The sequence below is a fragment of the Bradyrhizobium sp. MI1.7 genome, assembly GCF_055811795.1.
Genome location: NZ_JBVVPO010000089.1, coordinates 1 through 25601, shown reverse-complemented (window position 1 = coordinate 25601; position 25601 = coordinate 1). Strand labels below are relative to the sequence as shown.

At 59.6% G+C, this 25601-nt stretch carries 23 protein-coding genes and 5 pseudogenes; 14 read left to right on the top strand and 14 right to left on the bottom strand.

The features are described from left to right. The first annotated feature begins 48 nt into the window (after positions 1 to 48). Together AC0L3X_RS41970 and AC0L3X_RS41965 are read left to right on the top strand one after the other, a co-directional pair. Positions 49 to 369, top strand: a complete 321-nt coding sequence (locus AC0L3X_RS41970) for an integrase core domain-containing protein (protein WP_144030515.1) — start codon at positions 49 to 51, stop codon at positions 367 to 369. Positions 370 to 389: 20 nt separating this feature from the next. Further along, positions 390 to 728 (top strand): annotated as a pseudogene (locus AC0L3X_RS41965) (hypothetical protein); the annotation flags it as partial. Here the strand turns inward: AC0L3X_RS41965 and AC0L3X_RS41960 are convergent. From AC0L3X_RS41960 to AC0L3X_RS41940, 5 genes are all read right to left on the bottom strand, one after another. Continuing rightward, positions 725 to 1246, bottom strand: a complete 522-nt coding sequence (locus tag AC0L3X_RS41960; RefSeq protein WP_085398682.1) for a YciE/YciF ferroxidase family protein — start codon at positions 1244 to 1246, stop codon at positions 725 to 727. The pseudogene AC0L3X_RS41965 and the gene AC0L3X_RS41960 sit on opposite strands and share 4 nt — an antisense overlap. 323 nt (positions 1247 to 1569) lie before the next feature. Beyond that, positions 1570 to 1788 (bottom strand): response regulator, encoded by a 219-nt coding sequence (locus AC0L3X_RS41955; protein ID WP_161495746.1) that lies wholly within the window; start codon positions 1786 to 1788, stop codon positions 1570 to 1572. Between the two features lie 45 nt (positions 1789 to 1833). Continuing rightward, the gene (locus AC0L3X_RS41950; protein ID WP_231145607.1) at positions 1834 to 2877 is read right to left on the bottom strand and encodes an AI-2E family transporter; all 1044 of its coding nucleotides are present in this window, start codon (positions 2875 to 2877) and stop codon (positions 1834 to 1836) included. 826 nt (positions 2878 to 3703) lie between these two features. Then, positions 3704 to 3907 carry a hypothetical protein gene (locus AC0L3X_RS41945; protein ID WP_085398680.1) on the bottom strand — a complete coding sequence of 68 codons (204 nt, stop codon included), beginning with the start codon at positions 3905 to 3907 and terminating at the stop codon, positions 3704 to 3706. Positions 3908 to 4703: 796 nt separating this feature from the next. Further along, a complete protein-coding gene (locus tag AC0L3X_RS41940) occupies positions 4704 to 4922 on the bottom strand; it encodes a hypothetical protein (RefSeq protein ID WP_063982882.1) in 219 nt (72 codons plus the stop codon). 216 nt (positions 4923 to 5138) lie between these two features. On the opposite strand from AC0L3X_RS41940, the gene AC0L3X_RS41935 reads away from it, so the two are divergent. The 5 genes from AC0L3X_RS41935 to AC0L3X_RS41915 all read left to right on the top strand — a co-directional run bounded on the left by AC0L3X_RS41935 (position 5139) and on the right by AC0L3X_RS41915 (position 9954). Further along, on the top strand, positions 5139 to 5570 hold the full coding sequence (locus AC0L3X_RS41935; RefSeq protein WP_038953432.1) for a pyridoxamine 5'-phosphate oxidase family protein: 432 nt from the start codon (positions 5139 to 5141) through the stop codon (positions 5568 to 5570). A gap of 425 nt (positions 5571 to 5995) precedes the next feature. Next, a complete protein-coding gene (locus AC0L3X_RS41930; protein ID WP_231145608.1) occupies positions 5996 to 6889 on the top strand; it encodes a DUF72 domain-containing protein in 894 nt (297 codons plus the stop codon). 58 nt (positions 6890 to 6947) lie between these two features. Then, complete coding sequence (locus AC0L3X_RS41925; RefSeq protein WP_354142192.1) at positions 6948 to 8453, top strand: FAD-dependent oxidoreductase; 1506 nt, start codon at positions 6948 to 6950, stop codon at positions 8451 to 8453. 35 nt (positions 8454 to 8488) lie between these two features. Then, positions 8489 to 9520 carry an ATP-dependent DNA ligase gene (locus AC0L3X_RS41920; protein ID WP_231145768.1) on the top strand — a complete coding sequence of 344 codons (1032 nt, stop codon included), beginning with the start codon at positions 8489 to 8491 and terminating at the stop codon, positions 9518 to 9520. A gap of 221 nt (positions 9521 to 9741) precedes the next feature. Continuing rightward, positions 9742 to 9954 carry a hypothetical protein gene (locus AC0L3X_RS41915; RefSeq protein ID WP_473317408.1) on the top strand — a complete coding sequence of 71 codons (213 nt, stop codon included), beginning with the start codon at positions 9742 to 9744 and terminating at the stop codon, positions 9952 to 9954. A gap of 188 nt (positions 9955 to 10142) precedes the next feature. Here the strand turns inward: AC0L3X_RS41915 and AC0L3X_RS41910 are convergent, their stop codons facing one another. Beyond that, a complete protein-coding gene (locus AC0L3X_RS41910) occupies positions 10143 to 10316 on the bottom strand; it encodes a hypothetical protein (RefSeq protein ID WP_179945624.1) in 174 nt (57 codons plus the stop codon). 266 nt (positions 10317 to 10582) lie between these two features. After that, the gene (locus AC0L3X_RS41905) at positions 10583 to 11221 is read right to left on the bottom strand and encodes a hypothetical protein (protein WP_231145610.1); all 639 of its coding nucleotides are present in this window, start codon (positions 11219 to 11221) and stop codon (positions 10583 to 10585) included. Positions 11222 to 11535: 314 nt separating this feature from the next. Between AC0L3X_RS41905 and AC0L3X_RS41900 the strand changes: the two genes are divergently transcribed. After that, positions 11536 to 11952: a hypothetical protein gene (locus tag AC0L3X_RS41900; RefSeq protein WP_144030598.1), complete on the top strand. Its 417-nt coding sequence runs from the start codon at positions 11536 to 11538 to the stop codon at positions 11950 to 11952. Between the two features lie 363 nt (positions 11953 to 12315). On the opposite strand, the gene AC0L3X_RS41895 is transcribed toward AC0L3X_RS41900, so the two are convergent. Next, positions 12316 to 13200, bottom strand: coding sequence for a universal stress protein (locus AC0L3X_RS41895; RefSeq protein WP_162478982.1), 885 nt, complete (start codon positions 13198 to 13200; stop codon positions 12316 to 12318). Positions 13201 to 13567: 367 nt separating this feature from the next. Between AC0L3X_RS41895 and AC0L3X_RS41890 the strand changes: the two genes are divergently transcribed. After that, positions 13568 to 13732 (top strand): DUF2934 domain-containing protein, encoded by a 165-nt coding sequence (locus AC0L3X_RS41890; RefSeq protein ID WP_371441352.1) that lies wholly within the window; start codon positions 13568 to 13570, stop codon positions 13730 to 13732. Positions 13733 to 13994: 262 nt separating this feature from the next. Here the strand turns inward: AC0L3X_RS41890 and AC0L3X_RS41885 are convergent, their stop codons facing one another. Together AC0L3X_RS41885 and AC0L3X_RS41880 are read right to left on the bottom strand one after the other, a co-directional pair. Further along, positions 13995 to 14288 (bottom strand): ATP-dependent DNA ligase, encoded by a 294-nt coding sequence (locus AC0L3X_RS41885; protein WP_341850584.1) that lies wholly within the window; start codon positions 14286 to 14288, stop codon positions 13995 to 13997. Positions 14289 to 15221: 933 nt separating this feature from the next. Beyond that, positions 15222 to 15583, bottom strand: a pseudogene (locus AC0L3X_RS41880) (hypothetical protein). 517 nt (positions 15584 to 16100) lie between these two features. Here AC0L3X_RS41880 and AC0L3X_RS41875 point away from each other — a divergent pair. Next, complete coding sequence (locus AC0L3X_RS41875) at positions 16101 to 16343, top strand: DUF6894 family protein (RefSeq protein WP_063982903.1); 243 nt, start codon at positions 16101 to 16103, stop codon at positions 16341 to 16343. A gap of 426 nt (positions 16344 to 16769) precedes the next feature. Here the strand turns inward: AC0L3X_RS41875 and AC0L3X_RS41870 are convergent, their stop codons facing one another. Beyond that, a complete protein-coding gene (locus AC0L3X_RS41870; protein ID WP_473317406.1) occupies positions 16770 to 17039 on the bottom strand; it encodes a hypothetical protein in 270 nt (89 codons plus the stop codon). Between the two features lie 445 nt (positions 17040 to 17484). Between AC0L3X_RS41870 and AC0L3X_RS41865 the strand changes: the two genes are divergently transcribed. Further along, the gene (locus AC0L3X_RS41865; RefSeq protein ID WP_063982905.1) at positions 17485 to 17784 is read left to right on the top strand and encodes a hypothetical protein; all 300 of its coding nucleotides are present in this window, start codon (positions 17485 to 17487) and stop codon (positions 17782 to 17784) included. A gap of 147 nt (positions 17785 to 17931) precedes the next feature. On the opposite strand, the gene AC0L3X_RS41860 is transcribed toward AC0L3X_RS41865, so the two are convergent. Both AC0L3X_RS41860 and AC0L3X_RS41855 read right to left on the bottom strand, forming a co-directional pair. After that, positions 17932 to 18213, bottom strand: coding sequence for a c-type cytochrome (locus AC0L3X_RS41860; protein WP_049808111.1), 282 nt, complete (start codon positions 18211 to 18213; stop codon positions 17932 to 17934). A 118-nt stretch (positions 18214 to 18331) separates the two neighbouring features. Beyond that, positions 18332 to 20266 carry an AI-2E family transporter gene (locus tag AC0L3X_RS41855; protein WP_473317405.1) on the bottom strand — a complete coding sequence of 645 codons (1935 nt, stop codon included), beginning with the start codon at positions 20264 to 20266 and terminating at the stop codon, positions 18332 to 18334. Between the two features lie 496 nt (positions 20267 to 20762). On the opposite strand from AC0L3X_RS41855, the pseudogene AC0L3X_RS41850 reads away from it, so the two are divergent. Further along, positions 20763 to 21890 (top strand): annotated as a pseudogene (locus AC0L3X_RS41850) (TAXI family TRAP transporter solute-binding subunit); the annotation flags it as partial. Positions 21891 to 22483: 593 nt separating this feature from the next. Next, positions 22484 to 23023, top strand: a pseudogene (locus AC0L3X_RS41845) (transposase); the annotation flags it as partial. Positions 23024 to 23028: 5 nt separating this feature from the next. Here the strand turns inward: AC0L3X_RS41845 and AC0L3X_RS41840 are convergent. Further along, positions 23029 to 23424 (bottom strand): annotated as a pseudogene (locus AC0L3X_RS41840) (NYN domain-containing protein); the annotation flags it as partial. Between the two features lie 1636 nt (positions 23425 to 25060). Here AC0L3X_RS41840 and AC0L3X_RS41835 point away from each other — a divergent pair. Beyond that, complete coding sequence (locus tag AC0L3X_RS41835; protein ID WP_162478977.1) at positions 25061 to 25345, top strand: hypothetical protein; 285 nt, start codon at positions 25061 to 25063, stop codon at positions 25343 to 25345. The last annotated feature ends 256 nt before the right edge of the window (positions 25346 to 25601 follow it).

The window sequence follows — 25601 nt, the reverse complement described above, 5'->3', positions numbered from 1 at the left end:
CGCCGGCGGAGGCGCTTGACGAATTGCTGTTATGAGTGAAAACAACTGGTGTTGCGACGACCGTTTGAATCCGCCCAATACGCTGCGGCTGCCTATCGCGATCATCTTGCCGCCCACGGCTTGATCGGCTCCATGGGCCGGCGCGGCAACCCATACGACAATGCCACGGCGGAGAGCTTCATGAAGACACTCAAGGTCGAAGCCGTTTATCCGATGGCATTCGAAACCTTCATCGACGTTGCCGAAAACCTTCCGCGCTTCCTTGAGGAGGTTTACAACCGTCGACGGCTTCACTCGGCACTCGGTTATCTCAGTCCTGTGCAATTCGAGGATCAACACACCCGGCGAACGGTCAAACCAGCAGCCTGACCCCGTCTGCTCCGAGGGGCCCACTCCACTTCTGCGCCAGCGCCACGCTCATCGAAAAACATGAGATCCGCCGCAAGCGGGAGGCCGGGCTCGTCGGCGAAAGGCGCGGGCAGGAGGCCGCCGCGCTCGACGCCGCCGGTGCAGCGCTTGGGGCTGTCGGGATGTTGGCGTTCGCGGCCGTGTTCTGGTGGATCGTCGAGCGTAGCGTGGCCGGCGCGTTCGCCGCGGCGTCGCTGGCCTGGCTCGTCGTCTCGATCACGTGCTGGTTCGCAAGACGCAAGCTGCGAGCGGTCCACCGGCCGCGACGAAATAGCGACCCCGCGATGTCGGGGTCGTTAGGGCCGGGAGACACGTCTTAGGCGGCGCTGGAGCTGGAGGCCTTGGCATTCACGCCCTTGCGCAGCGCCACCGTATTGAGTTTGGTATTCGCCGCCTTCTCTTCGTTCAGGTTGGTGGTGAGGAAGCGTACGATCTCGTCGTGGCCGAGCTCCTCGGCCCAGGCAATCAGTGTCCCGTACCGGCAAATTTCGTAGTGCTCGACCGCCTGCGCATTCGCGACGATGGCGGCGTCCAGAACCGCCTTGTCCTCGATCTCGCCCGCGGTCTCGTCGGCTTCCCTGATGATGCCGTCGATGGCCGGGCACTGCGCACCACTGGGTTCCCTGCCTAGCTTCTCGAAGACCTTCTGAAGCCGCTCGATCTGCTTATTGGTCTCTTCGAGATGGTTCTTGAGGCCCGTGACCAAATCGCGGTTAGTGGCCTTGTCGATCATCTTCGGCAGCGCCTTCGTGATCTGTTGCTCAGCATAGTAGATGTCCTGAAGCCCATGGATCAGCAAGTCATCCATGGTTTTGATGTCCTTGGTGAAGATACCCATAATCGATTTCTCCTCTCGCAATGATGGCAATGGAACGCGGGAGGTCTTCCGCTGTTCCACTAAGACGCCGATGAAGACAAGACCGGAAGCTTCGCCGTCCTGCTGGGACGGGCGGCCATAGACGTATGGGGCGACATGCCCGGGATATTCAGAAAGCCCTGTTCGATAGAGAATCCGAGCGCGAAGAACTCGCGCACCTGCTGCACGATCGTCATCCCGCACGTTGCATCCGGTCAACCCTTCCCAGGAACACCCGGCGCGCGGTAGATATATGATGTCGCTGCGGATAGCGTACATGGGGGCGAAGATGGCTGGAAACACGATCACGACCACCGGTATCGCAGTTCCGGGTGATGCTCGCGGCAGCGTTTGGCGATCTGCCATCCGTCGATCTTCCCGGGTAACCTGATGTCGGTGATGAGCACCTCCGCGACCGCCGCTTGCAACAGGCAAGCGCCTCGTCGCCATCGGCTGGAACACGTAAAGGCCTCCTCGCGCAGAGCGTCGACAACGAATTCACGGATGAGAGGATCATCTTCCACGACGAGTACGCGCCGAGGTAATGGGCAGCCCGCACGCCGGCGCAATCAGTCAAACCTGCTTCGCTCTTCAGGCCGAAAAATCCACTCTCGCCAAACCGTCAATAGTACGGCCATGATGACTGGTCCTAAAAACAAACCGAGTAGGCCGAAGGCAGCCAGCCCCCCGAAAATTCCGACGAACGCAAAGAGGAAAGGGAGCCGCGCCGCGCCCCCGACCAGAGTTGGCCACACAAAGTGATCCCCTGCAAGCATGACGGCCGCGCCCCAGAAAAAGACGCCTGCGGCTGCGATCCCGCTGCCACCGCCGGACAAAAGCGTCGCGGCGGCAGCCGTGAACACTGCCCAGGCACCGAATGGGAGCATCGCAAAGGCCGTGGTTATGATGGTAAACATCACGGCATTTGGTACGCCTGCAGCAAGGTATCCGACGCCGATCAACGAGCCTTCGCCGATAGCGACGATCACGGTACCGTTCACCGTCCCTCGGATCGAATCCACGATCTTCTGCACCACGCCCTCGCCGGGGTGCCCCAGGATGCGATCGCACGTCTCGATGGTACGGTTAGCGACCGAGCGGCCGTTGCTGAGCAGCACGAACAAGGCAAATAGGGAGAAGAAGAGCATGAACAGGCGACGCATCAGCTGACCGCCGAAAGTGTTGAATAGACCAGACGCATCATCCGCATTGATGGTCTTGAGCCAAGCAGTCGCGGCTTTCGGATCCGACAGATTATCGCGCCACCATTGCTGCGCGATTTCTGCTACGACCGGCAGGCGAGCGATCCAGTCGGGCACTTCGATTCCGCTCTCCCTGGCCTTCTTCAGCCAGTTCGCGATGTCACCGCTTTGCTCGGCCACCTGGTAGATGGCAAGCGCCATGGGCGTAAACAGGATGAGCGCGACGATCGCCGTAAAGGCGACGGCTGCCAGCCTTGTTGGGCCCGAGGTGAGCCGTGCAGCGAACTTGATGTAGAGAGGCCACAAGGTGACGGCGAGAATGGTTGCCCAGATCAAAGGTGGCAGGAATCCCCCCGCTGTCCACAGGGAGAGCGCTACCACCGCTACGGCAAAGACCACCCGGGCGTTCATGCGCGCGCCCGAACCAAGTGGGAGCGGCTTTTGCTGCACCGGGTTGCGAGATGCGTCGCGATCCGAAGCTGTCGATGTGCCGGGCTTTGCTATCCGCTTGCTAACCGTGTTCGGGCGACCCACTTGCTACCTCGCTTGGCGGTCCGGCGCTCGTCGATCCTACCGGGGTCGCTAATCTTGCCGTGAAGTAGGCGCCGCTCGTCAGAAAACATCCGAGGCTTGATCAAGGTTCCATCCAATGTACGGGGCCTCTCATCGCTCTTACGGCAGAAAAGACCATTGTTCACGCAACAGGCGGGCGCCGCCTTAACAAGGCCGGGCTGCCCACGTGGGCTGCCCTATGCCGGCATCTAGGTAAGCCGATTTACTTTTTACTTTCGGTTTCTGTCGAGTTCCTGCGCCAGGCCAAGATGATGCTGCAGAGCATGCAAGGGTTTGTTCGCCCCATCCTTGTTTCGGATCGTCACCGCCTTCAGCGTAACGTTGAAAAAGGGAGGCCTTGTGAGCGCTCACCTGCATCGGACCCTACTCGCCAGCACCGTGCCTTCATGCGAGCCTTTGTCCAACCGCTTGACGCTTTGAGAGATGAGATCCGCAGTCGATGCTTGATAAAGTCCGGTCACTCTTTTCCGTGGACTGGGCGCGCATCGGCTGCGAGCCGAAGGCTGGACGCTTCGGCAAGTGTCAGCGGAAAATCTACGGGTCGGGGTGGGGCGCCGGAATAAGTCTAAAGTCACTTCCGCCTGTCGGAGAAATCAATCCGTCCGCCGGTGCCGCTTCCTTTAGAGGTTGCCGAAAAGAGAAGCCGTGATGGGCGAGCGCCAGCCTAGGCCATGTCAAACTCTGTCTGCAACTTCCGCACTTCCTCACCCAAAGCCGCTTCGGCGGATTCCTCCAGAGGCTTCTGCCGGATACCGCCAAGTTGCCAACTGGGGCTGTAACCCTTTACGCGGATCAGCTTGAGGCCGGTTACGCCAGACCGCTTCTCGAGTTCGGCGGCGAGCTCATGTTGATACACGATTGCTTTCATCCGGCGGGTTCTCCAGGCGCATCACACTCGAGCGGCTAACAGTCCCGGCAGATGCTTCTGATCTTCTCGAGGGCGCGGTCGGTCGGGTCCCACAGATCCTTCTTGGGTCTAATCGTACCGATTTGCTCCGCCGCCCGCGGGTATTGCCTATGCGATCCGGGCCGTTTTCCACTAGCGGAAATCGGCTCCATCAAAAAAGGCCCCAACATGAGGATCAACACGATGCTCATTTGCAGTTTTTGCAGATCGACCCCACCATCCTGTCCGTGTTGCTGTTCTCTTGATCGATCTTGGCGTCGCTATCCTGCTGGTTGGTGGTCGCAGGCCTTCCGATCCCTCCGGCAGGCGCGGTCTTCGCAGCCGCGGCCGAAGAGCCCGAGGAAGCAGCGGTGCCGGCCGCATTGGTGCCGCGCGTCCGGGCTTCGCTTTCGGTGTCGATCCGTTGCCCCGGTTCGTGATTGACGCCGGGCTGCGACGTTGCGGGGGCATTGCCGACGGTGGAGTTGCCGGGAGAGCCAACGGTTCCGGCGGGATTTGCTGGGCCAGACCCTGCAGTGCCAGCGGCGTTTGTAGCTGAAGGTGAGGATGTCCCTGTATCGCCCGCCCCGGAGGAGGCTGCGCCGCCGGCTCCTCCGCCCGCGGACCCACCGCCACTGCCTCCACCACCGCCACCTTGAGCGAAAGCAGCGCAGGGAAGGATAATCGCCAAGGCCAAGGCACAACGAGAGAGCTTCATGTCGCGACACCTTTAACGACCAAGCGGGCTCTCGAGGTTTCGTTCGTAGAGTTATGCGTGCTAGGCGTCGAGGACGCCGAATTGCCGCCGATAAGCATCGATCGCCCGGTTCGAGAGCAGCAACCTGCTACGTTCACCGTTCCGGACCATTTGCTCGATCTTATGGGAGAGAAATTGGCTGGCTTCGGCAGCGTCGCCGAGGTCGCCCGAGCGCTCGAGGAACTCCCAAGCGATCTGGACCGAATGTTCAACAAGATGAGAAAGTGGGGTGTCGACCATAGTGAGCCGAACGCTTGCTCCTTCCCAGGGTTCCTAGCCACCTCGGAGGACGCAATGCGTGGTCGAGGTAGATGCATCCCATTTGCCATCGGCCGGCGTCCGAGAGCAATGAGCGGCGTAATCGCTTGTCGTCGCTCCCACGGCTAACCAGTTGCGGACCTCAAGGGAACATGGGTTGAACCCCGCAGTTGCTCCCCGGCCAATGGAGAAGGAAAGATGTCCAAGAAATCGCTCGCTGAAATCGCGAAGGAAATGGCCGGCATCGACATCGCCATTCTTTCGACCCACACAGAAAACGGTGAGATCGCCAATCGACCCATGAGTAACAACGGCGACGTGGCTTACGACGGCACGTCTTATTACTTCACTTACGAAAAGACGCGGACAGTTTCTGACATCCAACGGAATCCTAATGTCGCGCTCGGATTCTCATCCGAGGCCGGTCTATTCGCCGAAGGGATCTATGTGGCCGTCGAAGGGACTGCCGAACTGATCCGCGACAAGGCCGTCTTTCATCAGCACTGGACAAGTGATCTCGACAAATGGTTCGAAAATGGCGTGGATACGCCAGGCATTGTCCTGATCAAGGTCAAAGCCAACCGCGCGACCTATTGGAAAGGTCGCGAAGAAGGTGAGGTTGGACTCTGACTGAAGATTCAACCGGGGCGAACTAGTGGCGCGAGTTCTTTCGATGGTTTTTCCGCAATCGCAAGACCGGCGCTATCACGATTGTACAGTCACCCAATCTCATTCTGTGGATTGTGATAGTGGCCGGCCTTTTGCTCTGGGTATGGCCATCAGCAGGCAAAGCAAACTTGGCCTTGACGATCGCGCGATCGCGGTCAACGGTGGCCTGGTTCTCTGGACGGTGGATGAAATCGTCCGTGGCGTCAATCGTTGGCGGCGCTCTCTCGGTGCAGTCGTTCTTCTCTACGAATTCACGACCCTTTTTAACGACGGTAACGATTCCGCACGCGGGAGCGGGAGCCCAGATGTCGCCGCGGGCTTGCATTGTAACGGCGCCAGCAGGGCTCGCGAGGCTGTAGCGGTAGGCAATCGAGGCTCGTTCGCAGATGGCACCACCGACGCGGATCGAATTGACGCCCGAGGAGCTCCGAGAACGCAGACGTCTGCGACGCGAAAAGCAGCGCGAGGACAATATCAAGCGTGCCGCAAAGATGCATGCTGCTCGCCTCAAGACAAAAACTGACCGTCCAAAGGATCCGCCGCGGCACAGACAGTTTGTCCACGTCGGATGCTCCGGCTGGCGTTATTGGAAATGGCGGGACTCATTCTATGCAGACGTGCCGCAGACCGAGTGGTTTAATCATTATTTAAAGCGTTTCGACACTGTCGAAATCAATGCATCCTTTTACTCGTGGCCGACAGTCGCCGGTGTTCAATCCTGGCGGCGGCAGCCCGGGAGAAAGAAGTTCATCTACACCGTCAAAGTCTCCGAACTCATCACCCACGTGAAACGATTCAAAGCGACAAAGACGCTCATCCGGGATTTTGGAATGATCGCCGACATTCTGGGTGACCGGATGGGCTGCTTTCTGTTTCAAATGCCGCCGAGCTATCGTTACACCAAGACCCGGCTTAATGACATTGTCAGCCAGCTGGATCCCGAGCGTCGCAACGTCGTGGAGTTTCGGCACGCGAGTTGGTGGAATGAAGAGGTCTATGAGGCTTTTCGTAGCGCGGGGATTATCTTCTGCTCCTGCAGCGGGCCACGCTTGCCGGACGAACTCGTTCGGACGAGCGATGAACTCTACATCCGCCTGCACGGCCCAAAGCGATGGTATCGTCACGATTATTCCAAGAGCGAGCTGGAGATCTGGGCCAAAAGGATCAAGGCGAGCGGTGCGAAGCGGGCCTGGGTCTATTTCAACAATGACAACGACGCGCACGCTCCCAAGAACGCGACAACCTTCAGGCGCATACTGGCCGTTGTGCTCAAGGTCTGACACTTAGAATTGGAACTCGGCCTGACATGGGAACGTTCTCACGTGTTTGGAGAACATCATGACCAGCAAATCGCTCTGGATGGATATTGACGTCGCACCTGATGCGCGCGTGCTCGATGGCGCCCAGGAGTGCGACGTCGCCGTGATTGGCTCCGGGATCGCCGGGATATCAACGGCGTATGAGCTTTGCCAGCGCGGCAGGTCCGTCATTGTCATCGACCGCGGCCGCATTTGCGGTGGCATGACGTCGAGGACGTCGGCTCACCTTGCTCCTTTGTGCGACGATCTCGTCAGCGAAATGACGAAGATCAGGGGGCACGAGGCGACAAAGCTCTTTTGCGACAGCCAGGCGGCTGCCATCGACCGCATCGAGGAAATCCAGAACATAGAGAAGATCGACTGCGACTTTCGCAGGCTTGACGGCTATCTCTTTCAGGGGCGGGACATGCCGTCCGATATCATCGACCAGGAAATGGATGCGGTCCGCGAGGTCGGAGCTCCCGTCCACCGGCTGATGGGCGTATCCCTCAAAGGGTGCGAGGGCCGCCACGTTCTGCGCTATCCCAGGCAAGCGACTTTTCATCCCCTCAAATACCTGGCCGGGGTGGCAAAGGCCTGCAGTGAGAATGGCGTGACCTTTTTCCGAGACAGTCCGGTCGACGAAGTGACTGAAGACAATGGTGTCGTGACGGTTAAAGCCGCGCGCGGCGCCATTCGCGCCAAACATGCCGTTGTCGCAACCAACTCTTCGATCTCCGACCGCTTTGCCATCCACACGAAGACGGCTCCCTATCGGACCTATGTTATCACCTTCGAGATCAAGCGCGGTGCGCTACCTGACGCGCTCTACTGGGACACTGAAGATCCTTACCATTATGTCCGCCTGCAGCCCGGTCCCGCCAATACCGACTATGTGCTGGTGGGAGGCGAAGATCACAAAACCGGAGAGGCAGACGACGCTGATGAGCGTTTTGACAGACTGGAAGCTTGGGCCCGCAGCCTGGTTTCCGGCCTCGGCAAAGAGACGCATCGCTGGTCCGGGCAGGTGCTCGATACAATCGATTATGCCGGCTTCATCGGACGGGATTCCGGCGGCAAGAATATCTACGTCGCGATGGGCGATTCCGGGCAAGGCCTGACGCACGGTGTCGCCGGCGCGATGCTGAATACGAGCCTCGTTTTTGGTGAGGATCACCCCTGGAAAGACATCTACGAGCCGGGCCGGGTTCCTCTTAAGGCCGCGAAGAACTTTGTGACTGAGAACATTACCGCACTTAAAAGCTTTGCTGAGTATGCGGCGCCTGGCGAGATTAACTCACTGGACGATCTCAAGCTTGGCAAAGGCGCGGTCGTGCGGCGTGGACTGAAAAAACTTGCAGCCTTTAGAGACGAGGCAGGTGCGCTGCACCTGAGGTCGGCGAGTTGCACGCATGTGGGTTGTCACCTGCATTGGAACAGCTTTGAGACGTGTTGGGACTGCCCCTGTCATGGATCGATGTTCGATGTCGACGGACAGCCAATCAACGCTCCTGCCATCGGGCCTCTCGCTCGTGTGGAAGATTGAGCGGCGTGGGAAAGCGCCGCATCGCCATCGAGGCCATGGAGGCCCGTTCGGTCGACGCCATTCCGATCGGCGAGCTATGGCAGTACGAACCGAAATGGGATGGCTTCCGTTGCCTTCTGGTGCGGGAGGGCGAGCAAGTCGACCTCCATTCGAAATCCGGGCAGAACCTCAACCGGTACTTTCCCGAAGTCATGGCCGGCGCGCTTGCGGTCCGCGAAAAAAGCTTTGTCCTCGATGGCGAGATCGTCGTTCCGACCGGCGGTCAACTCTCATTCGATGATTTGTTGCAGCGCATTCACCCTGCTGCAAGCCGCGTGAAGAAATTGGCGGCAGAGAGCCCGGCCTTGTTCCTCGCGTTCGACCTCTTGCTGAAAGGCGGAAGCGATCTGGCGGGTGAGCCTCTCGCCAAGCGGCGACCGCTTCTGGAGAATTTCGCCGCTCGTTTCTTCTCGAAGGCAAACCTGTTTCGCCTTTCGCCGGCCAGCTCGAAGCTGAGGGATGCCCAACGTTGGCTCGCGTCGGCGGGCGGTGGAAGCGATGGCGTCATCGCGAAGCGCCTCGACCTTCCATACCAGGCCGGCAATCGAGAGGGTATGCAAAAGATCAAGCGTTATCGTAGTGCGGACTGTGTCATCGGCGGCTTTCGCTACGGCGAAAACCGTCTGGCGGGCCGGCAGGTCGTCGGGTCGATTCTTCTCGGGCTCTACGATGACGACGGGTTGCTGCATCACGTTGGATTCTCGTCGGGGATCAAAGCAAAGGACAAGCCGGCTTTGACCGACAAGCTCGAAGCCGTCAAGCAAGCTCAGAGCTTTACAGGAAATGCCCCTGGCGGTCCCAGTCGCTGGTCCACGAAGCGATCGCCAGAATGGCAGCCGGTCAAGCCGAAATATGTGGTCGAAGTGTCCTACGATCATTTCACCGGCGGTCGCTTCCGTCACGGGACTTCGATCATCAGGTGGCGACCGGACAAAAAGCCTTCTCAATGCACGTTCGAACAGGTTAGGCAAAGAGCCGATCGCACCCTCTTATCCAGGCTCGGGATTGGTGGACGTTTGTCTCGGTAAAGAGGTTGCGCACCGTTACTCCGGAATGAGCGGGCGCTACCGTTGGTATAATGCGCTCGCGAGCAGCCCGCGATCCGGCTTGTTGACGTTGTCGCCGGACATGTTTGGATTGCGAGCACTACGGCGGTCCTCCCCTTGGCGCAGTTCATCAGGGCGATATCGCCTTGTCCTGGCTCTTATCGGGGATGAGAACGCCATTAGCGCTCCCGCCTTCCTCAGGAATGCAGCAGCGCTATCAGCACCGTCGCCGTTTCAAGCAAACTATGTCCCTTGAGGAACGCCTTGCAGAAGAGGCAAGGCGTCTTCGTGAGAAGGCTCAGTCGCTTCCACCGGGTATCGAACGGGAGCGCACAATCCGCAAGGCCAGGCAAGCCGAGACCGGCGCGCATATGAGCGAGTGGTTCAGGTCGCCCGGTCTGGCACCACCGGAATGATTGGATGTCGCGCCTACATCCTAGGCCCGGATGGCCATAGTTAGCGGCTTGTCGATCCCATGAAGAGGCCAAGGAGCAGACCGAAAGGCTAGTGGACGACTATGACGTGCCACCTGAAACGCAGGATTTGCGAGGTCAAATCAAAAGGGTAGGGCCGCCTCAGTTGGCGGCCTCCGAGTGGCCAGCACCTAACCGGCGGGTTTTTCTTTGTCCGCGTGCGGCTGCTCGCCACGGTTTTCGGCAGTCTGCTCCGAATCCCCGGGCTTCTTCCCGGCCATGTTCCCAGGATTGAAATGGTACTTGCCGTCCGGATTCTCGCCGGGCTGCTTCTCATTTGGATTTTTGTTGTTGTCGTCGGCCATAAGGCTGTTCCTTTAGAGGGAGGAACAACATGCAACAGGGCGGGCAATCCCTTAGTTCCTACCAGTGGCACTAATTCACTTTCGCGAGTGGCCTATTTCGGCCAGCACCCACTTATTCGCCAACAGCGGCGCAGAAGCCGACTCTTCACGAAGTCCGCTAAGGGGCCGCAAGCGGACTCATCGGGGCAGCAGGACCGATAGGGACGCGCGTTTCATCGCGCGCGCCCCGCACAGAACCGTCCTGGCGCGGATGCAGGATCGCGAGATCAGCGGACCGGCAGCATCAAATGCTCGTATTGCGTGCCAGGCCACATCACATAGGGCTTCGTTGGGTCGGCCTTCGCGTCGCGTGGATAACCATCCAACATCTTAGCGCCAGAGCCCACGATCATTACGTGTGCGCCGGTTTTGATCCAATTGTTGCCGGGCTCTTCTTTTGTTGCATAGGGGTCGGTGTTGCTTGCACCTCCGTCCCCTTGCAGCATGTACATGAACCCTACCTTATTCGCCGGTGGCTCCTTGTGCTCCATCCATGCCGTCGCCCATTCCATCGCGTTTTGATCGCCGCACATCGGGTCGGGGTTGGCCGGATCGGCATGGCCCGGCATGCACGTCCACTGCCCAGTTCCTTTGCGCAACGTCCGCATCTTGCCGTCGTGATCCATAGCGACGATCGTTGCGTCTTTGGCGATGGCCTCGGGTGCCGCGGACAAGGACAGCTTAATCAGCTCCTCGTCGCTCATCTTGTGGCCGGTTGACTGTTGAGCGAAGGCGTAGCTCGGCATAAGCGCGAGGACAGATAGAGTTACATAGGCCAGCGATTTCATCGCGAAATCCTCCATGAGTTTTCGCTGATGCCAGCCGCGGAGGAGCCGGAGGCCGGCGTCTGCGCTGAGGTCTTGCACGTAGTTATCCTAGCCTCCTTTTGAGCTCCTGAAACGCGCCATTTGGCCGCTGCGGAACGATCAGCGCCGGGACTTCCGCTCAGGTCAAAAGCGAAAAACTCAGCGTAAGCAAATCTCGTCCGCTGCGTCCCACTAAGCTGACCACAGTGAGGGGCATCGCCACTTCGCTGTTAGGGCAAGAAGCCAAATTGACTCGGCGTCACGTCAAAAAGCAAAGCATGCCGAGGAACTGGCCGGCACCTAAGTGTACTTCCGGTTGAACCTTCGCTCGTTTCCGATGACCCACGCAAACGGGCTAGGAAACGGAGGTTTCCATGACCAGTTCCAATGGACACCCAGTGCATCTTTATCGGTTGATCGTAGCCGGCACGGTGGGATTGTGTGCGGTCACATTTTTCGGCATCAACACAGCCTATTCACATGACCTGATGCGACCAGAACTGAACGCTTGGTTCAAAAGTCTCAAGAATAGGGCAGGTGAGCCGTGCTGTGATGGTGGGGACGGCCAACAGGCGGAGGCCGAGTGGGATATGGCAAAAAATGGCTATAGAGTCCTTCTGAAGCATCCGCATCGGCCAAACGAACCCGGGCAATGGTTTGACGTGCCAAACTCTGTCGTAGTCAACGGGCAGAACCTCAGCGGCAGGGCGATGGTTTGGTGGTGGCCGTCATACGACAATGGAAGAATGACTCCTTTGTGGCGGTGCTTCATTCCCGGACCGGCGGGATAATCCTCCCTGGGAAATCAATAGCACCGACCAAGGAGATGGGCACCTCGGCAATGAGGCGTAAGGTTTCATCGCAAGCACGTGCACTCATAAATCCGCGATGCCCGCTTATTTCCCAACCGCGGCGGAGAAGAGGACATTGCACGAGGTCCGTTAAGGGCCCACAAACCGACATCCAATCAAATCGACCCGAGCACGATCTGCCATAAGTGCCGAACTCGGGAGACCCAATTGAGGAGGGTGGTGCGTTTGGCAGCGTCGGTGCTTAATCGCACGGTCCCCCCAACCCGCCTTCGGCGAGTGAGCAAGCCCGCCATAGCGTTGGCGTTGGCGGCAACCTGAGCTGGGATTGCGCTCTGACGAGGGCTAATGCGCTAAGAGAACGGGGCGTACCGAAGCGTTCTTAAGGATGTGGCGCGTGGCCCCGCCCAGAAACATCTCGCGTAGGCGGCTATGGGAATAGGCGCCCATGATCAGCAGGCCGGCTTCATGCTCTGCCCCCACCGCGAGCAGCGTATCACCCACCGAGCGCAATTCCGGTGCAACCACCTGCGCGGTCGCATCGATGCCATGACAGCGCAAATAGGCAAGCACCTCCGCCTGCGAGGCTTGACGATTGCTGCCGTCCCGGTCAACGCTTATGACCCGCACTGATTTGGCAAGTTGCATGAACGGTATGGCAGCCGAGACCGCGTGCCAGCATTCCGGGCTCTCGTCCCAGGCGATCATCACGCTGTCGGTCAGATCACTCTGCGGGCGAGCCGGCGCCAACAGCACGGGGCGACGGGTCCGCAGCAGCGATTGCTCGGCAATAGCCATGAGCGATTCCATCACGCTGGCGCTTGCGGCGACCATTAGGTCGAAGGCAGCGGCCCGTTGCACCGCGATTTCCACATACGATCCCTCGGCTTCGCGCCAGGATGCTGCGAGCGGGCGGCCGGGCTCGTCGCTCGCCGATAGCATCGGGATGCCGACTACCGCGCAGCCCCGCGCGAAAACCTCACGCGCATCCCGCGCAGTTCGCTCCCGTTCCTCGGCGTGCCAATTTACGGGGACGGTCGCCGTTCGTCGTCCCATTTCGGTGGCCATTAGGTCGGTGGCCATTAGGTCGCGCGTGACTGGCGGCGGCTCACTGATGAACAGTGCCTGGACGTGAGCCACCAGCACCTTGGCGGCAGACAGGGCCGTTTCAATTTGACCGGTGAGGCCGGCTGAGCCGGGAAGTGGAACCAAGATTCGCTTGATACTCATGAAGAGCCTCCTGCGATGCCGCGGTTTGCGACGACAGACGGCATATGTGTGTTGAGCGTGTGTTGAGCCGAAAGCGAAATCGCGATACCGCCTAATTTATAAACTCCCGGAATCACCCCAAAGTTCCGGAGACCCGCAGGTGTGCCGGTTGCCGACTTTGGTCGTCGATGTCCGGTGTGGTCAGAAGCCGACTTCGGGCCAACGGCCGGGATACGGCTGCTATGGGCCTTGGCGGATGATGCGGCCGAGAAGGCGCGTGGCGAAGGAACGACTCCGAAGCCCGAATTGGCTCTTTGAGATAAATTGGCCCGGCGGTCCTGCCCTTTGTGCCTCCTGCCCAAGGCAGGACTGCGCTCTGGGAGATTTCATGATGGCCCACCCAACCGAGGAGCAGATACGGAAGCGCGCGTTCGAGCTGTGGGAGCAGGCGGGCAAACCGGAAGGACGCGAAGACGAGTTCTGGGACCAAGCGCAGAGGGAATTACAGGGCGCAGAAGAGCGTGGTGCCCCCAACAAAGGGGCCGACATTTAATAATAATTCCGTTGTCGCCCTACGCTGGCACCGCACCAGTCTTAGTGCGCCGCGCCCTCGGCGTTAGCCGAGCGGGAGCATGCTCCGACCGTGCGCTGAGGTGGGTTACTCGAACGTGCATGCGTCGCATTTGTTAGCGGCCACCCGTCTCGCGCAAATGTCCGAGTTGGGTCAAATGGCGAAATTGCCGGACTTCTTTGCATAGGTCCGCTTTATCTCGAGAAGCGGCAATATGAGTGCACGCCCTAATCCGGTATTCGTGTCAAAACTCTCTGGACATAGCGGGGTGTGTTCGGTTCTTCATCTTGATCCATTCCTTTGTGCGGCCGGCGACGTAGCGGCGATTCCGCCGTTTCGAGACTAATCCCTCAAGGCCCATGCCGCAGGCTGCTTTGAAGAGGTCCGGCCCAATTTCTCCGCCCTCAAACGGTGCGACGAAGATGCCATCGGGGCGGCCGCGTAGCAGGCGCGCCAGGTTGGTCTTGCGCATCGTCAACGGCAGCTGACGTAAGTCTTCGCCGCCGAGCGCCAGAATGTCGAACGCATAGAGCTGCACCTCGGCGCGAGTGCAGGGCGTTGAAGTCTGAGACGCCGTCGACGCCGAGCACTACGGCTTCACCGTCGATGACAAATTGCTCCTCGCGGTTCTTCAACGCTGCCTGGAGGATCCAAGGGAAGCGGTCGGTCCAGTTGTGACCATTCTTGGTGAGCAGCCGAACGTCGCGGCCTCGCCGTTCTACGCGCAGGCGTTAGCCGTCGTATTTGATTTCGTGGATCCAGTCGGGCCCGGCCGGTACCATCTAGGCGGCGGTAAGCCGGCAAAATTCGAACGCAGTACGCATAGACCGCAGATAGGGCTTGAAGGCTCCAGAAGAAAGGGCCGCCCTTGTGGGGCGGCCCTGTCCAAAGTCTATCGACGCCGGTCAAAAAAAATAGGTTCGAGCAAAGCCAGCCCCGGGAATGAAAACAACTAAGGATACAAACACCGCGCCCGGTTGAAGGCATGGAAGCAGCGGTTTGTGTCAGGAATATTTCGTGGGCTCTGTTCCGCGAAGGAACACTGCGCAACGGAGGAAGCCCGCAAAGTTAATCTGGGACACTCAACATTTGTTAGAGCCTGCGCTGAATCCCGGGGCGGAGAATATCCACGGCGCCCCAACTTCGAGCCGGTGCGTCGTTGCGGTCCCGGTGTCTCCGTTCCTCTCCAGCCCCGGAGGCGCCTGGGCCGCTCACATCGATAGAGGCACCACAGTGCCGCCAGCCGTCCTTGTTGACCTCGATCTGAAAGCCTTCTGGCATGCGCGGCACTTCACCTTCGCCAGCAGCGTTGCAGGCCGGGCAGGGTGCGCCGGCGCCGCCACAGGTGCAGGCGCGCGGGCCGTCCCAGGGGCGGTCCGGGTGGTTCTCGCGCAAACCCAGCCGAAATCGTCACAGTTGACGCATGTCGTGGTCGTTGCACCAACGGACACAGGCTTTTCCTCGCTGGGCATCAGGCGACCCCGCGCAGGGGCAGCGCCAGCTGTGCGTCGAAGCGCCTTGTGGCGGTGGCGGCGATGAAGGCTTGTAGTGCGGAGGAGATCTCGGCGTCGGTGTCGGCCGCGCGCTGGGCCGGCGCGTCGGCGACGTCGGAAGTCGCATCCCGCGACCACCCCTCGACGGGATTGAAGGATACAATTCGGACCGGATAGGCGTACTGGCCGGACAGGAGATTTTGCAGGACGCCCTCAAGATCAGTGTCAGCCTCATCCGTCTCACGCCAGGCGCAACCGGCGCGCGCGCCGAAGTCTTCAAGCACCAGATAGATGTCGCGGTCGAGGCGGTCGGCCGGCAGATCGAGGGCGAGCCACGCATACGCTAGTCCGACATGACAAGGGCGAGAGACGGCCCCGGCAAAGGGGTCAAAGGGGGTAGGCCAGGGCCGCTCCGCCAGCTCGGCCAGCGAGCCAGCGACGACTCAAATATCAGTCGCCTTTGTGGTTCCTTTTCCAAACTGAAGCGGGCGCTTCCGTATTTAACCAGTGTCATAAGACTGATTTTAACGGGGCCTAACTTGGTAGTAGGCAAGCCAGCGGGGAAGGCGCTCCTGTGACGCGCACGGCCAACAGAAGGCAGAGCCAGTGATCAACATTGCTGAGTGCCGAGAACATGCTGACCTCTACAAGAGACTTTCTGGCGCGAGCGGCATTTCCAAAGATCGCGCCGACATCGCCCGAACTTATGTCGGTTTGGCTGGCTAGCTGGATAGACTTGCTTCTCTCGCGAGGAACGAGCAGAGGTGGGGGGGCCGGCCTGCTTGCGGCATCAGTCGCCTAGTTGAGTGGCCCGTTTTACGAAAGAAACAATTTGAGGTTGGCGTCGTTCAGGTCTGATGAGACGGTATTACTTTGACATCAGAGAGGGTGACGAGATTTTCTCGGATGAGGAAGGTCTGGAACTCTCGACCGTAGAGAAGGTGCAAGAAGAGGCGGCGCGCTCGCTGGCCGATATGGCCCGAGATGCCGTTCGGACCCCGGGGGACGGCAGCCACCAGATGTCGATTGAAGTCCGGGACGACGGCGGTCCGGTGCTCCAGCTCAAATTCACATTCGAGGTCGAACGGCGCGGGCATTGAGGCCGCCTCGCTAGAACGTTCCGGTCTTTGCACCGCGGAACCGAATTAACTCGACGCCGTCTCATAAAGGGATTTTAGTGGTTCCACTCATCGGAACTGCCGGTTGAGCTCCAAACGCAGGAGAAGCCGTAGCATGATCAGGGAACCCCACTTCCATACGTATTCGATCCCGGCGCGCGTCTGTTTTGCCATTGCGATGTTTGGTGGCGCACTACTGGTCGCCATAGCGATTACGAGCATCTACTTCATGAATTAACCCGCTTGAAACGGTGGTGCATGACGTTGGGGCCCATGCCTAGAGAGACTGCCATAACGCTCTGGTCCCTAGCCGTCGCCTGCATAGTGGCATTCAGTGTGGCTGCGCTCGTTCCCCGCATTAGCAAGTAAGGCCGCCTCAGTTGGCGGCCAATCTCGCCTGGTACCTTCCTATGTGCGAGGCAGCGGATCTTCCCCAGGCGGCGTCAGCTTCACGTAGGTGCCGCTTTCATGCTTCGACAACCAGCCGCCCTCGATCGCGTATTTCAACCCGGCGCCGAACTCGCGCCCGCTGCCCTCCAGCCCGATCATGACCAGCGCGTTGATCCGCTCGATGTAGATGCGGCCGTCCTGCACGGCCGCGACGTTGGCTGCGAGCTCGAGGAGCTTGCGCGCAGCCGCCTCCGGGTTCGCATAGGGGCGTTCTTCGGTGTGCTCCATAGGCGTGTCTCATCGGCCAGTCCTGGCCTATATTTGATCTCAGTAGCCTAAGTTAAAATGGCGCGGCAGGACTTTGATTTTCCTTTGGCCATCAGGCCTGCTCTCGCTAGGATCGAAACCCGGATAAACCGCTCCTTGGAGTTTATGATCCACAGCGGGGTGCCATGTTCGAAGATGCAGCGAAGTTTCCTCGTGGGTATGAGGAGTGCCGCGAGCAGGCAGACAAGACTGACGTCTTGTCGTCTAAAGCTCAATGGCGCTTGTTTGCCGACGAGTGGTTAGATCGGACGCTGGCCGCAGAGGCTCTGACAAAACGCTAGGCTGAGCCTGTCGCCGCGGAGTAAGGCCGCCTCAGTTGGAGGCCTACTTCGGCCAGTACCCAATGGCCGCCTGCGCGGCGGTGATGTGTACGCGGTGCGGGTAGCTCTCCGCCGGTTTCCAGCTGTTGAATGTGGTGCCGCAGACGCAGCGCATCAGCGTGCTCCGGATCTCGCTGTCGAGCTTCTCGCCCCGCGCCCGCTTGGCCGCAACCTCGGCCCGCCAGTCCCGGTCTTGGCGCCATTCGGCGAAGGCGGTGTCTGGGATGGTGAGCCGCAGCTCGGACCACGCGGCCTCGAAAGCCTCGCGCGGCTTCGAAGGTGGCGGCTATGCCACTGGGCAAGGCGATCCCGTTGTTTTGGTGACGTCGATTGTTCAGGCAAAAGGACGGTTTGGCTCTTTTCAAGGCATCAAATTGCGTCGCTGACCGCACATGGTGGGTGTACAGTAGACCAATCTTCGGCAGCAGATGGGCGCGCTGCGGACTTCTTGAACTCGACCACACTTTGTCGGTCATCAAGCGCGGAACGTTCGGGATCGCGCGTGCTCCGCGTCGGCGGCGTGTTTTCTGCTGCTACTTGAGTGTCGCGATATAGGCGGCGATATCTGACGCTTCATCCCTGCTGAGCTGCATATTAGGCATCTTCGGGTGTGGATCGAGCAAGAAGAACGCTAGCTTGGCGGGGTCGAAATCCGGCCTCGCTGCGATGGACGCGAACGTTGGAGCGTCGGCTCTCGCGCCCTTCTGATCGGCTGCGACAAGATGGCAGCCTGCGCACCATCGTTTGACGAGGTTCTCGCCTTGATCAGGGTTAGCCGCGAAAGTCGAAGTCGTCGTGATTGTCGCGCACACCATCAAGACGCAGCGAATTCGATTAGATTGGTTCCACACTCAAATAACCTTTCCAGCATTGGACATATGCCGACAACGTCTGCCTGATTTCACGACGGGAAATCTCGCCATGATGGAAACTTCACGCAGCTACTGTTGCGGACATTTCCTGCTTGGAGGCTTCCTGGTCCTTCACTCCCGTCGCCTCGATGCACAGCTTGACCGCCTCACCGAGGCTCGCGGCAACGAGGTCGGCTTTCGCGCCTTCCCGCAACAATTCCAGCGCAGCCGGGTCGATTTCCTTGACCCAACAGCCCAGGATAATGGTTGCCTTCGGTAACTTTCGCCTTAGGCGTCGAACGGAGTAACGCATGTGCGCTGGTCCATTGGCATCGAGATAGACCAGGCATACGATCGCAACGCCGCTGGTATCAAGGCGGAAGACATTCGTCGTGGAGAGCGCTTCCGCCCCTTCCACTCGCGCCGCCAGGCCGTGCGTCGTCGAGAGCTGAGCCAGCATGATCGCGGCCGCCTCATCGATGCGACTGCGCCCCGCCACGCAGAGGACGGGATGTTCACCCTGCCATCCCGGCGGGAGGGATTCCTTGCTGAGAATGGGCAACGTTTCATTTGTCGCATTTTCTGCAACGCTTTCCACCGCGGACGATGCTTCCGCGTCGGTGGTTGAATTGCTTTTCGCCGGCGGCCGGTCCTCCTGATCCGAAAGGTCGCTGGCAAATTCGTTCACCGCGTCTCGAATCTTCGTTAGACGTTCCTGGTCAAGCGCGCCGCGCTCGGCATCGGCTTGCGCTAGCTGCAAACCCTTCAAGGCGACTTCATCATAGTACGAGGCCAGCGACCGTTCTTTCAGAAATTCTTCGGCCTTTTCGGCGGCTTCCGTCGGATCACCAGCCAGCATCCGCTGGTAAAATATTTCGGGGGGAGAAAGGGCCGGCCGGTCCCCGAACATGACATCAAGAAATTCCAGACGTTCCACATGACGCCCTAGCACGACAAGGCACACCGTCAGCGGCGTCGCGAGGACGAGCCCGATTGGACCCCATAGTGCAGTCCAGAACGTTGCCGACACGACCACGGCAACTGGAGAAAGCCCTGTGCTGTGGCCGTAAACCATCGGCTCGATGACATGGCCCATGACCGGCTCCACAACTAGGAAAAGCGCGAGCGTCCATAGCAGCATCGACCAGCCGGGATCGATGGCTACTGCCAACGCAAGCGGGAACGCGGCCGCGATGACGGCGCCGATGTAGGGAACGAAGCGGAGAGCTGCCGCCAGGATGCCCCAAAGGATCGCGCTTGGAATCCCGATGAGCCACAGACCTATCCCGATCACCACGCCAAATGCGCCGTTCAAGATGAGCTGAGTCAGGAACAGCCGGCTAAGGCGGCTCGCCGCGTCGTCGAGCGCCGCCGTCGTACGTTGGAGATCGGATGACCCCGCCAATCGAATGAGACGATTACGAAGATCTTCGCGTTGAAGCAGAATGAAGATGACGAAAATAATGATGATGCCGGTTGTCGCGAGAGGATGAACCAGCGGCGAGATCAAAGTCCGCAGGCTTTCCAGCGCGCCAGGATCGGGCTGGCGTACTTCTACCGGAACCGGCGTCAGCGGCGCGGGCGTGTTGAAACCAGCGACAGAGCCTGAGCCACGTGCGGATGGTGCATCCTTTGGCTTATCAAGTTCTTTGCTGAGATCCTTCAGCATGTCGGAGGCGCGTTCCAGCGTGCCCCTGCCGGCTTTTGTGTCCCGGAAGGACTGAATTTTTTCGCTTATCGTCGATTGGTAACGCGGGAGGTCTCCCGCGAGTTGCGTCAGTTGCGTGGCGAGGAGACTCCCCATCGCGAAAATCAGCGAGAAGGCAAGTATAACCACGCTCACGACGGCTAATCCGCGGGGGACATGGATACGCTGCAGTATTCCGACCAGCGGCGCCAGCACGAAGCTTAGTAGAATAGCCAAAGCAACGGGCACGAAGATATCCCGGCCAAAATAGAGCATCGAGATAATGATGACCGCAAGAATTGCAGTAGCTACTGCGCTGAGCAGCGCCATAAGTTCTTCGGTGGTACGTGCCCTAAATGGCTGTCTCGCTAAAGGCCTCATCTGCTTTCGTCCCAAACCTCGGAGCCTGCTGATGCGCTGATAAGGACACGGCCCGATCTGCATGAAAAAGCCGCTCGGGCATTACTCCGCGCGGCTTTCTCAGACGGCTGCCGTTTTCCGGTTCGCCGCTACACACACCAATAGATGAGCAGCGTAAAGGTTTCGTGCTGCGAGAAAGATAAAGCCGCGCTCGGCACTGGCCGGCCTCGGGAAGACTTTTGCTGGTGAGCAATGTCTCCTATTGGCCCATCAGCGAAGTGGCGACACCCCTCACTGAGGTCAGCTTAGTGGGGCGTAGCGGACGAGAATTGCTCACGCTGAGTTCTTCGCCTTTTGACCCGGAGCAGAAGTGTTCGGTCCCAGTGTTCCACTGGGCGCCATGGGAACGATCAACGATTCGAGAGGTTGTGTCCGTGTGGCAGGTTCCACACGCCAGGAGGATGTTGTGCGTCAACTCCTTGGAATGATTGCCGCGATGATCTTGATGGCTTCTGGATTTGCGGCCCATGCCGGACAGACCGAGTATGACCCGGCCAAGGTTAGTGACAGCCTGAAGGCAGTCTTCCAATTCGGCTCGGTCTCGACCAAGAAGGCAATGAACGCCAACACGGTCACGCTGCTTACTGGTACGATCGGCGGCACCTATGTGCAGTTCGGTGCAGACCTCGCTTCCGTGCTCGACGACGACGGTAAGCTGCGCGTCCTGCCGATCACCGGTCGAGGCTCGGTGCAGAGCATCGCCGACATCCTCTTTCTTAAAGGCGTCGATCTCGGCATCGTGCGCGCCGACACGCTCGACTATCTCGAGAAGAAGGGCTTCGCCAACAACATCAAGAAGCAGTTCACCTATGTGACCAAGCTCTACAATGAGGAGATGCAGGTCATCGCACCGAAGGCAGTCAAGACTCTGAGCGATCTCGAAGGTAAGACGGTGAGCGTCGACCTGCCCAATGGCGGCACGTTTGTGACTGCACTGACAGTTTTCGAGCGGCTCGGGATCAAAGCGAACTTCGTCTATATCGAGCAGCGGATCGCAATGGAAAAGTTGAAGAAGGGCGAGCTCGACGCCGTCATCGTGGTGGGCGGCAAGCCATACCTGTCTGTCACTGCCTTCAAGAATGACGGCCCCTTTCATCTTGCTGCGGTCGCCTATTCGAAGCCCCTGCAGAGCGATTATCTGCCGGCGACGTTGACCTCGAAAGACTATCCGAACCTGATTCCCGAGGGAGAAACGGTGGAAACGATCGCGGTGCCGGCGGTGCTCGCAGCATACAATTGGGCTCCCAACACTGAACGCCGTCGCAAGCTCGCCCTGTTCGTTGACGCCTTCTTCACGAAATTCGCCGCTTTGCAGAACCCGCCCTTTCATCCCAAGTGGAAGGAGGTCTCCCTGACGGCACCACTCGCCGGCTGGAATCGCCTGCCGCTCGCACAGCAATGGCTCGACCAACACGGCCTCGAACCGGTAAAGCGAGAACGCTTTGAGGCATTCCTGCAAGAGACCCCCGCCGTCGCCAACATCCAGTCGGAGGCCGATAAGGAAGCGCTATTCCGGCAATTTCAGACCTGGGAACAAGGGAGAAACGCGCAGGCACGGATGAACTCCCAGGTGGACTCCAAGAAGGTTCGAGACCGGGACTATACCTCCCACTCCGCAATGCAAGCTGCACCTCCACGCCACCCGCCCCGCCGATCACATCCTGCAAGGCGGGCACTCGGTAGCTTGACGGGGCAAGACTCGGTGAGCAAATGCAGCCATCCGGATTTCTGCAATCGCACAAGTGAGGAAGCTTGGCGGAACCCCTTCCCCGGCGCCACTCCGCCCCCCAATCGAGGACTCTCAACTTCCGATGATCCGTTTCGGAGCTCCGCTCCGACACAGCCTGTCTTCAGATAACGGAAGCCCTCCGATCACGCGCTGATGTTCGTCGACGGGCGCTTGTCGCCAGTTATTGCGCCCTCCTTCAAGACACGCGCGCCGCGCGGCGCGTGACGTTGCCGGAGGTCCGCTGCTCGCCCATCTGCGAAGTAGCGGAGCGTTTCGTTGAGGTCCGCTTAGTATGGCAAGGCGGACGAGATTTGCTCCTGCTGAGTTCTTCGCGTTTTGACCCTGGCTGTGTGAAAACGCCGTGCCTGCTATGATTCCCGTGAATCGGCGGGGCTGGCATGACTCGTTTCGTTCAAGGAGCTGATCGTGGGCAATCTACTTTGTTGCCGGAATGCCTGGACGACCGGGTTGCAGATGACAATCCGGTTCGCGTGATCGACGCCTTCGTTGCAGCCCTCGATCTGGCTGAACTTGGGTTCGGTGGCGTTGAGCCTGCCGGCACAGGTAGGCCGTCGTATCATCCGGCCGCGCCCTTAGGGCTCTACATTTACGGTTATCTTAACCGTGTCCATTCGAGCCGCCGGCTTGAGCGTGAAGCTGGCCGCAACGTCGAAGTGATGTGGCTGCTCGCCAGGCTTGCGCCAGATCACAAAACGATTGCCGATTTCCGCAAGGACAATGGTCCCGGCATCAAAAAGGTCTGCGCGCGCCTCCTCGAGGTGTGCCGCAAGATGGGCTTGCTCGCGACAGCCAGCGTTGCCATCGACGGCAGCAAATTCAAAGCAGTCAATAATCGCGATAAGAACTTCACGCGCGGCAAAGTGGAGCGGCGGCGCACGCAATTGGAGGAGAGTGTTGCGCGCTATCTCGCTCAGCTCGGCCGCTACTGGCCCATTCGCGAATTCGCAGCGCCCTCACGAATGTCCGGGTGAGCCAGGGCAGACCTGATTTTCTCACATTGAGTTCTTCGCATTTTGACCCTAAGCGGCCCTCGAACAGCGTTAGCTGGAAATCTCTGATGTAGCCCCAACGCACGCGAGGCGGGGCGTTCGGACGGGTCGCGGCCGAGCTTGGATTGTAGCTCGACGAGGTCGGTGAACACGTCGGCTTTGCGACGCAGCTCGTCGGCGATCATCGGCGGCTGGCTCGCGATCGTGGAAATCACGGTGACGCGAACGCCGCGGCGCTGCACCGCCTCCACCAGGGACCGGAAGTCGCCGTCACCCGAGAACAGCACCATCTGGTCGATATGCTCGGCGAGCTCCATGGCGTCCACGGCGCGCAAAGAAGCGCACAACAAAACGCGCAGACGGAAGGAATGGCATAAAAAATGGCGGCTCGCCGCCTAAGCTGCCTGAGCATAGAATAGCCAGGCCCAACGTGTATCGGTGCCTCGAAAATCTCTACACCGTGTTCATCCCGGACCCTGATGTAGTTGCCAGGCTGCGCGAAGGGTGGCTTCTCACCGCCTATGCGATGAGCGATGAACTTGGCGTGCTCCTTCGCCTCGCGGCGGGACGCACATTGATGTCCCAGGCCGTGAACGCACCGGCTAGATCGAAACAATCGTTCCTGCGCCGCGTTCCTATGGGCCGCCTCTTAATCTCAGGCCGACCGTCTTGCCTGCCGACAAACGCTTGACGTTGAAGGCCACGATTTTCTGTAGGGATCGAGAACCTCGCCGCTGTCGCCGCCACGCATGAATATCGTTCGGGCCTCCGCCGCAGCATCCAGCTTTTCAGTGACCATAAGGAACATTTCGCCGGCAGTGCTGGTGCCCGCCGCGATCTGCCGCGGCCGAACGTCGATGACCTAAAGGGCATCGGCCATAAGTGTCAGCATCGAATACCAAGCAAGCATAACAACTCCGGTCCAGGGCTGACGATGTTGCGCGGCCGCAAAGCCTTGCGGAGCGCGCAGATTAAGCTTCCGTGGCAGCCCGGGTTATCGATTTCGCCTTGGCGAAGCCGCGTCGGCGATAGGAACGAAATTACCGGAGGCCGCTTGGTCGCTAAAGGAATCGCAGCATGAAACTCCTTCGTCTCGCTCTCGCCATGACTATCGTCCTTCCCTGTGCCGCGTTCGCTCAAGGCGGAGGAGGTGGAGGCGGTAGCGGCGGAGGCGGCGGCGGCGGCGGGTCCGCTGGTGGAAGCGCCGGTGGAGCAGCCTCTTCAGCTGCGGGCAGCGCCGGCGCGACCTCTTCTCCTTCAGCCACGGGAAGTGCCGCCTCCGGCGCAGCAAATTCCGCCGGCACAATTTCGGGGATGACCGGCGGCCCAACCGGCACCGCGGCAGCTCCCGGAGCAGCCCCGTCAATTAACCAGGGGACGGGAGAAAGAAACGGCTCGGCCACGGGCGTACAGGCACCCGGCACCAATGCCGCCGGTACCGCGACCTCATCCGGATCTCCAGGCGATAGCGCGCGGAGCACGGCGCCTGCAGGCGGCATCGGTAGAACGACGACAACCAACACCCAGGACAGCGACGCTAAAATAGATCAAGAGAACACCAAGGCAGACAGAACGGTGGGGAAGATTTGCAAAAACTGCTGAAAGTCGTTTTGTATACGCTCCTTATTGCAGCACTCCCCGTCGTTCAAACGGCAGATGCGAAAAGCCGGCGCCACTATCACCGCGCGCAGCCCGCGGCTGCCGGTCAGCAAGATCCTAGACCTGCTGCGGAGCTTCGCGATCCCGCGGACAAGGCTCTGGATAAGAAGATCAAAAGTATCTGCCGGGGCTGTTAAGCCGTGTGCTCATCAAGCGGCTGACCGCAGAAAGTCCGCTCAACCCCAACAGGGGCGCCAGCCGAGAGCCGGGAACTAGCTGTCCGGTCCTAGGTTATTTTAGTTCAATGAACGCCGCGCCGGACGCGTTGGCTACGACGTAAATTGCACAATATCAAGGAACACTTCCGTGCATCGATCGATCGCAATTGCTTTCTCACTGACCTTCTCTTTCATCCCCGCCACCACGTCGGCCGAGCAATGCGAGGACAAGCTCCAGCAGGACAAATCCCAGCAGAACTCAGCCGACGAGGCTCAGGTGAGGGGCGATCTCAAGGCCGGTTCGCAATGCGCCACTCCAGGCGATAAGGAAGAGTCAGCAAAGAAGAACGAGGACAGAGCCGCAAAGCTCAAGAGCGAAGGGAAGGTGGAAGACGACCTCACTGCCAGCGGTCAGCCACATACCAAGGAATAGAGGCAAACCGCGTTGCTGCGTGCCTCCTCCGCAATTTGCGTCTGCTTAGGGGCACGAGCGGCAGAAAACTGAGCAGAATAAGACCCTAGCCGCCCCTTCGAAAAGGACTTCGGTCGGCTGGTCGACCGCGCTGCCGCCGACAAGGCTGTCAATCGGCCTGTAAATTTTTGACCCCTCATTGGAGTGGGCCCTCCAGGGGGGACAGGTTGGCTTTCAGTAATTGACCGGACGGCCGGGCTTTCAGAGGATGAAGGCC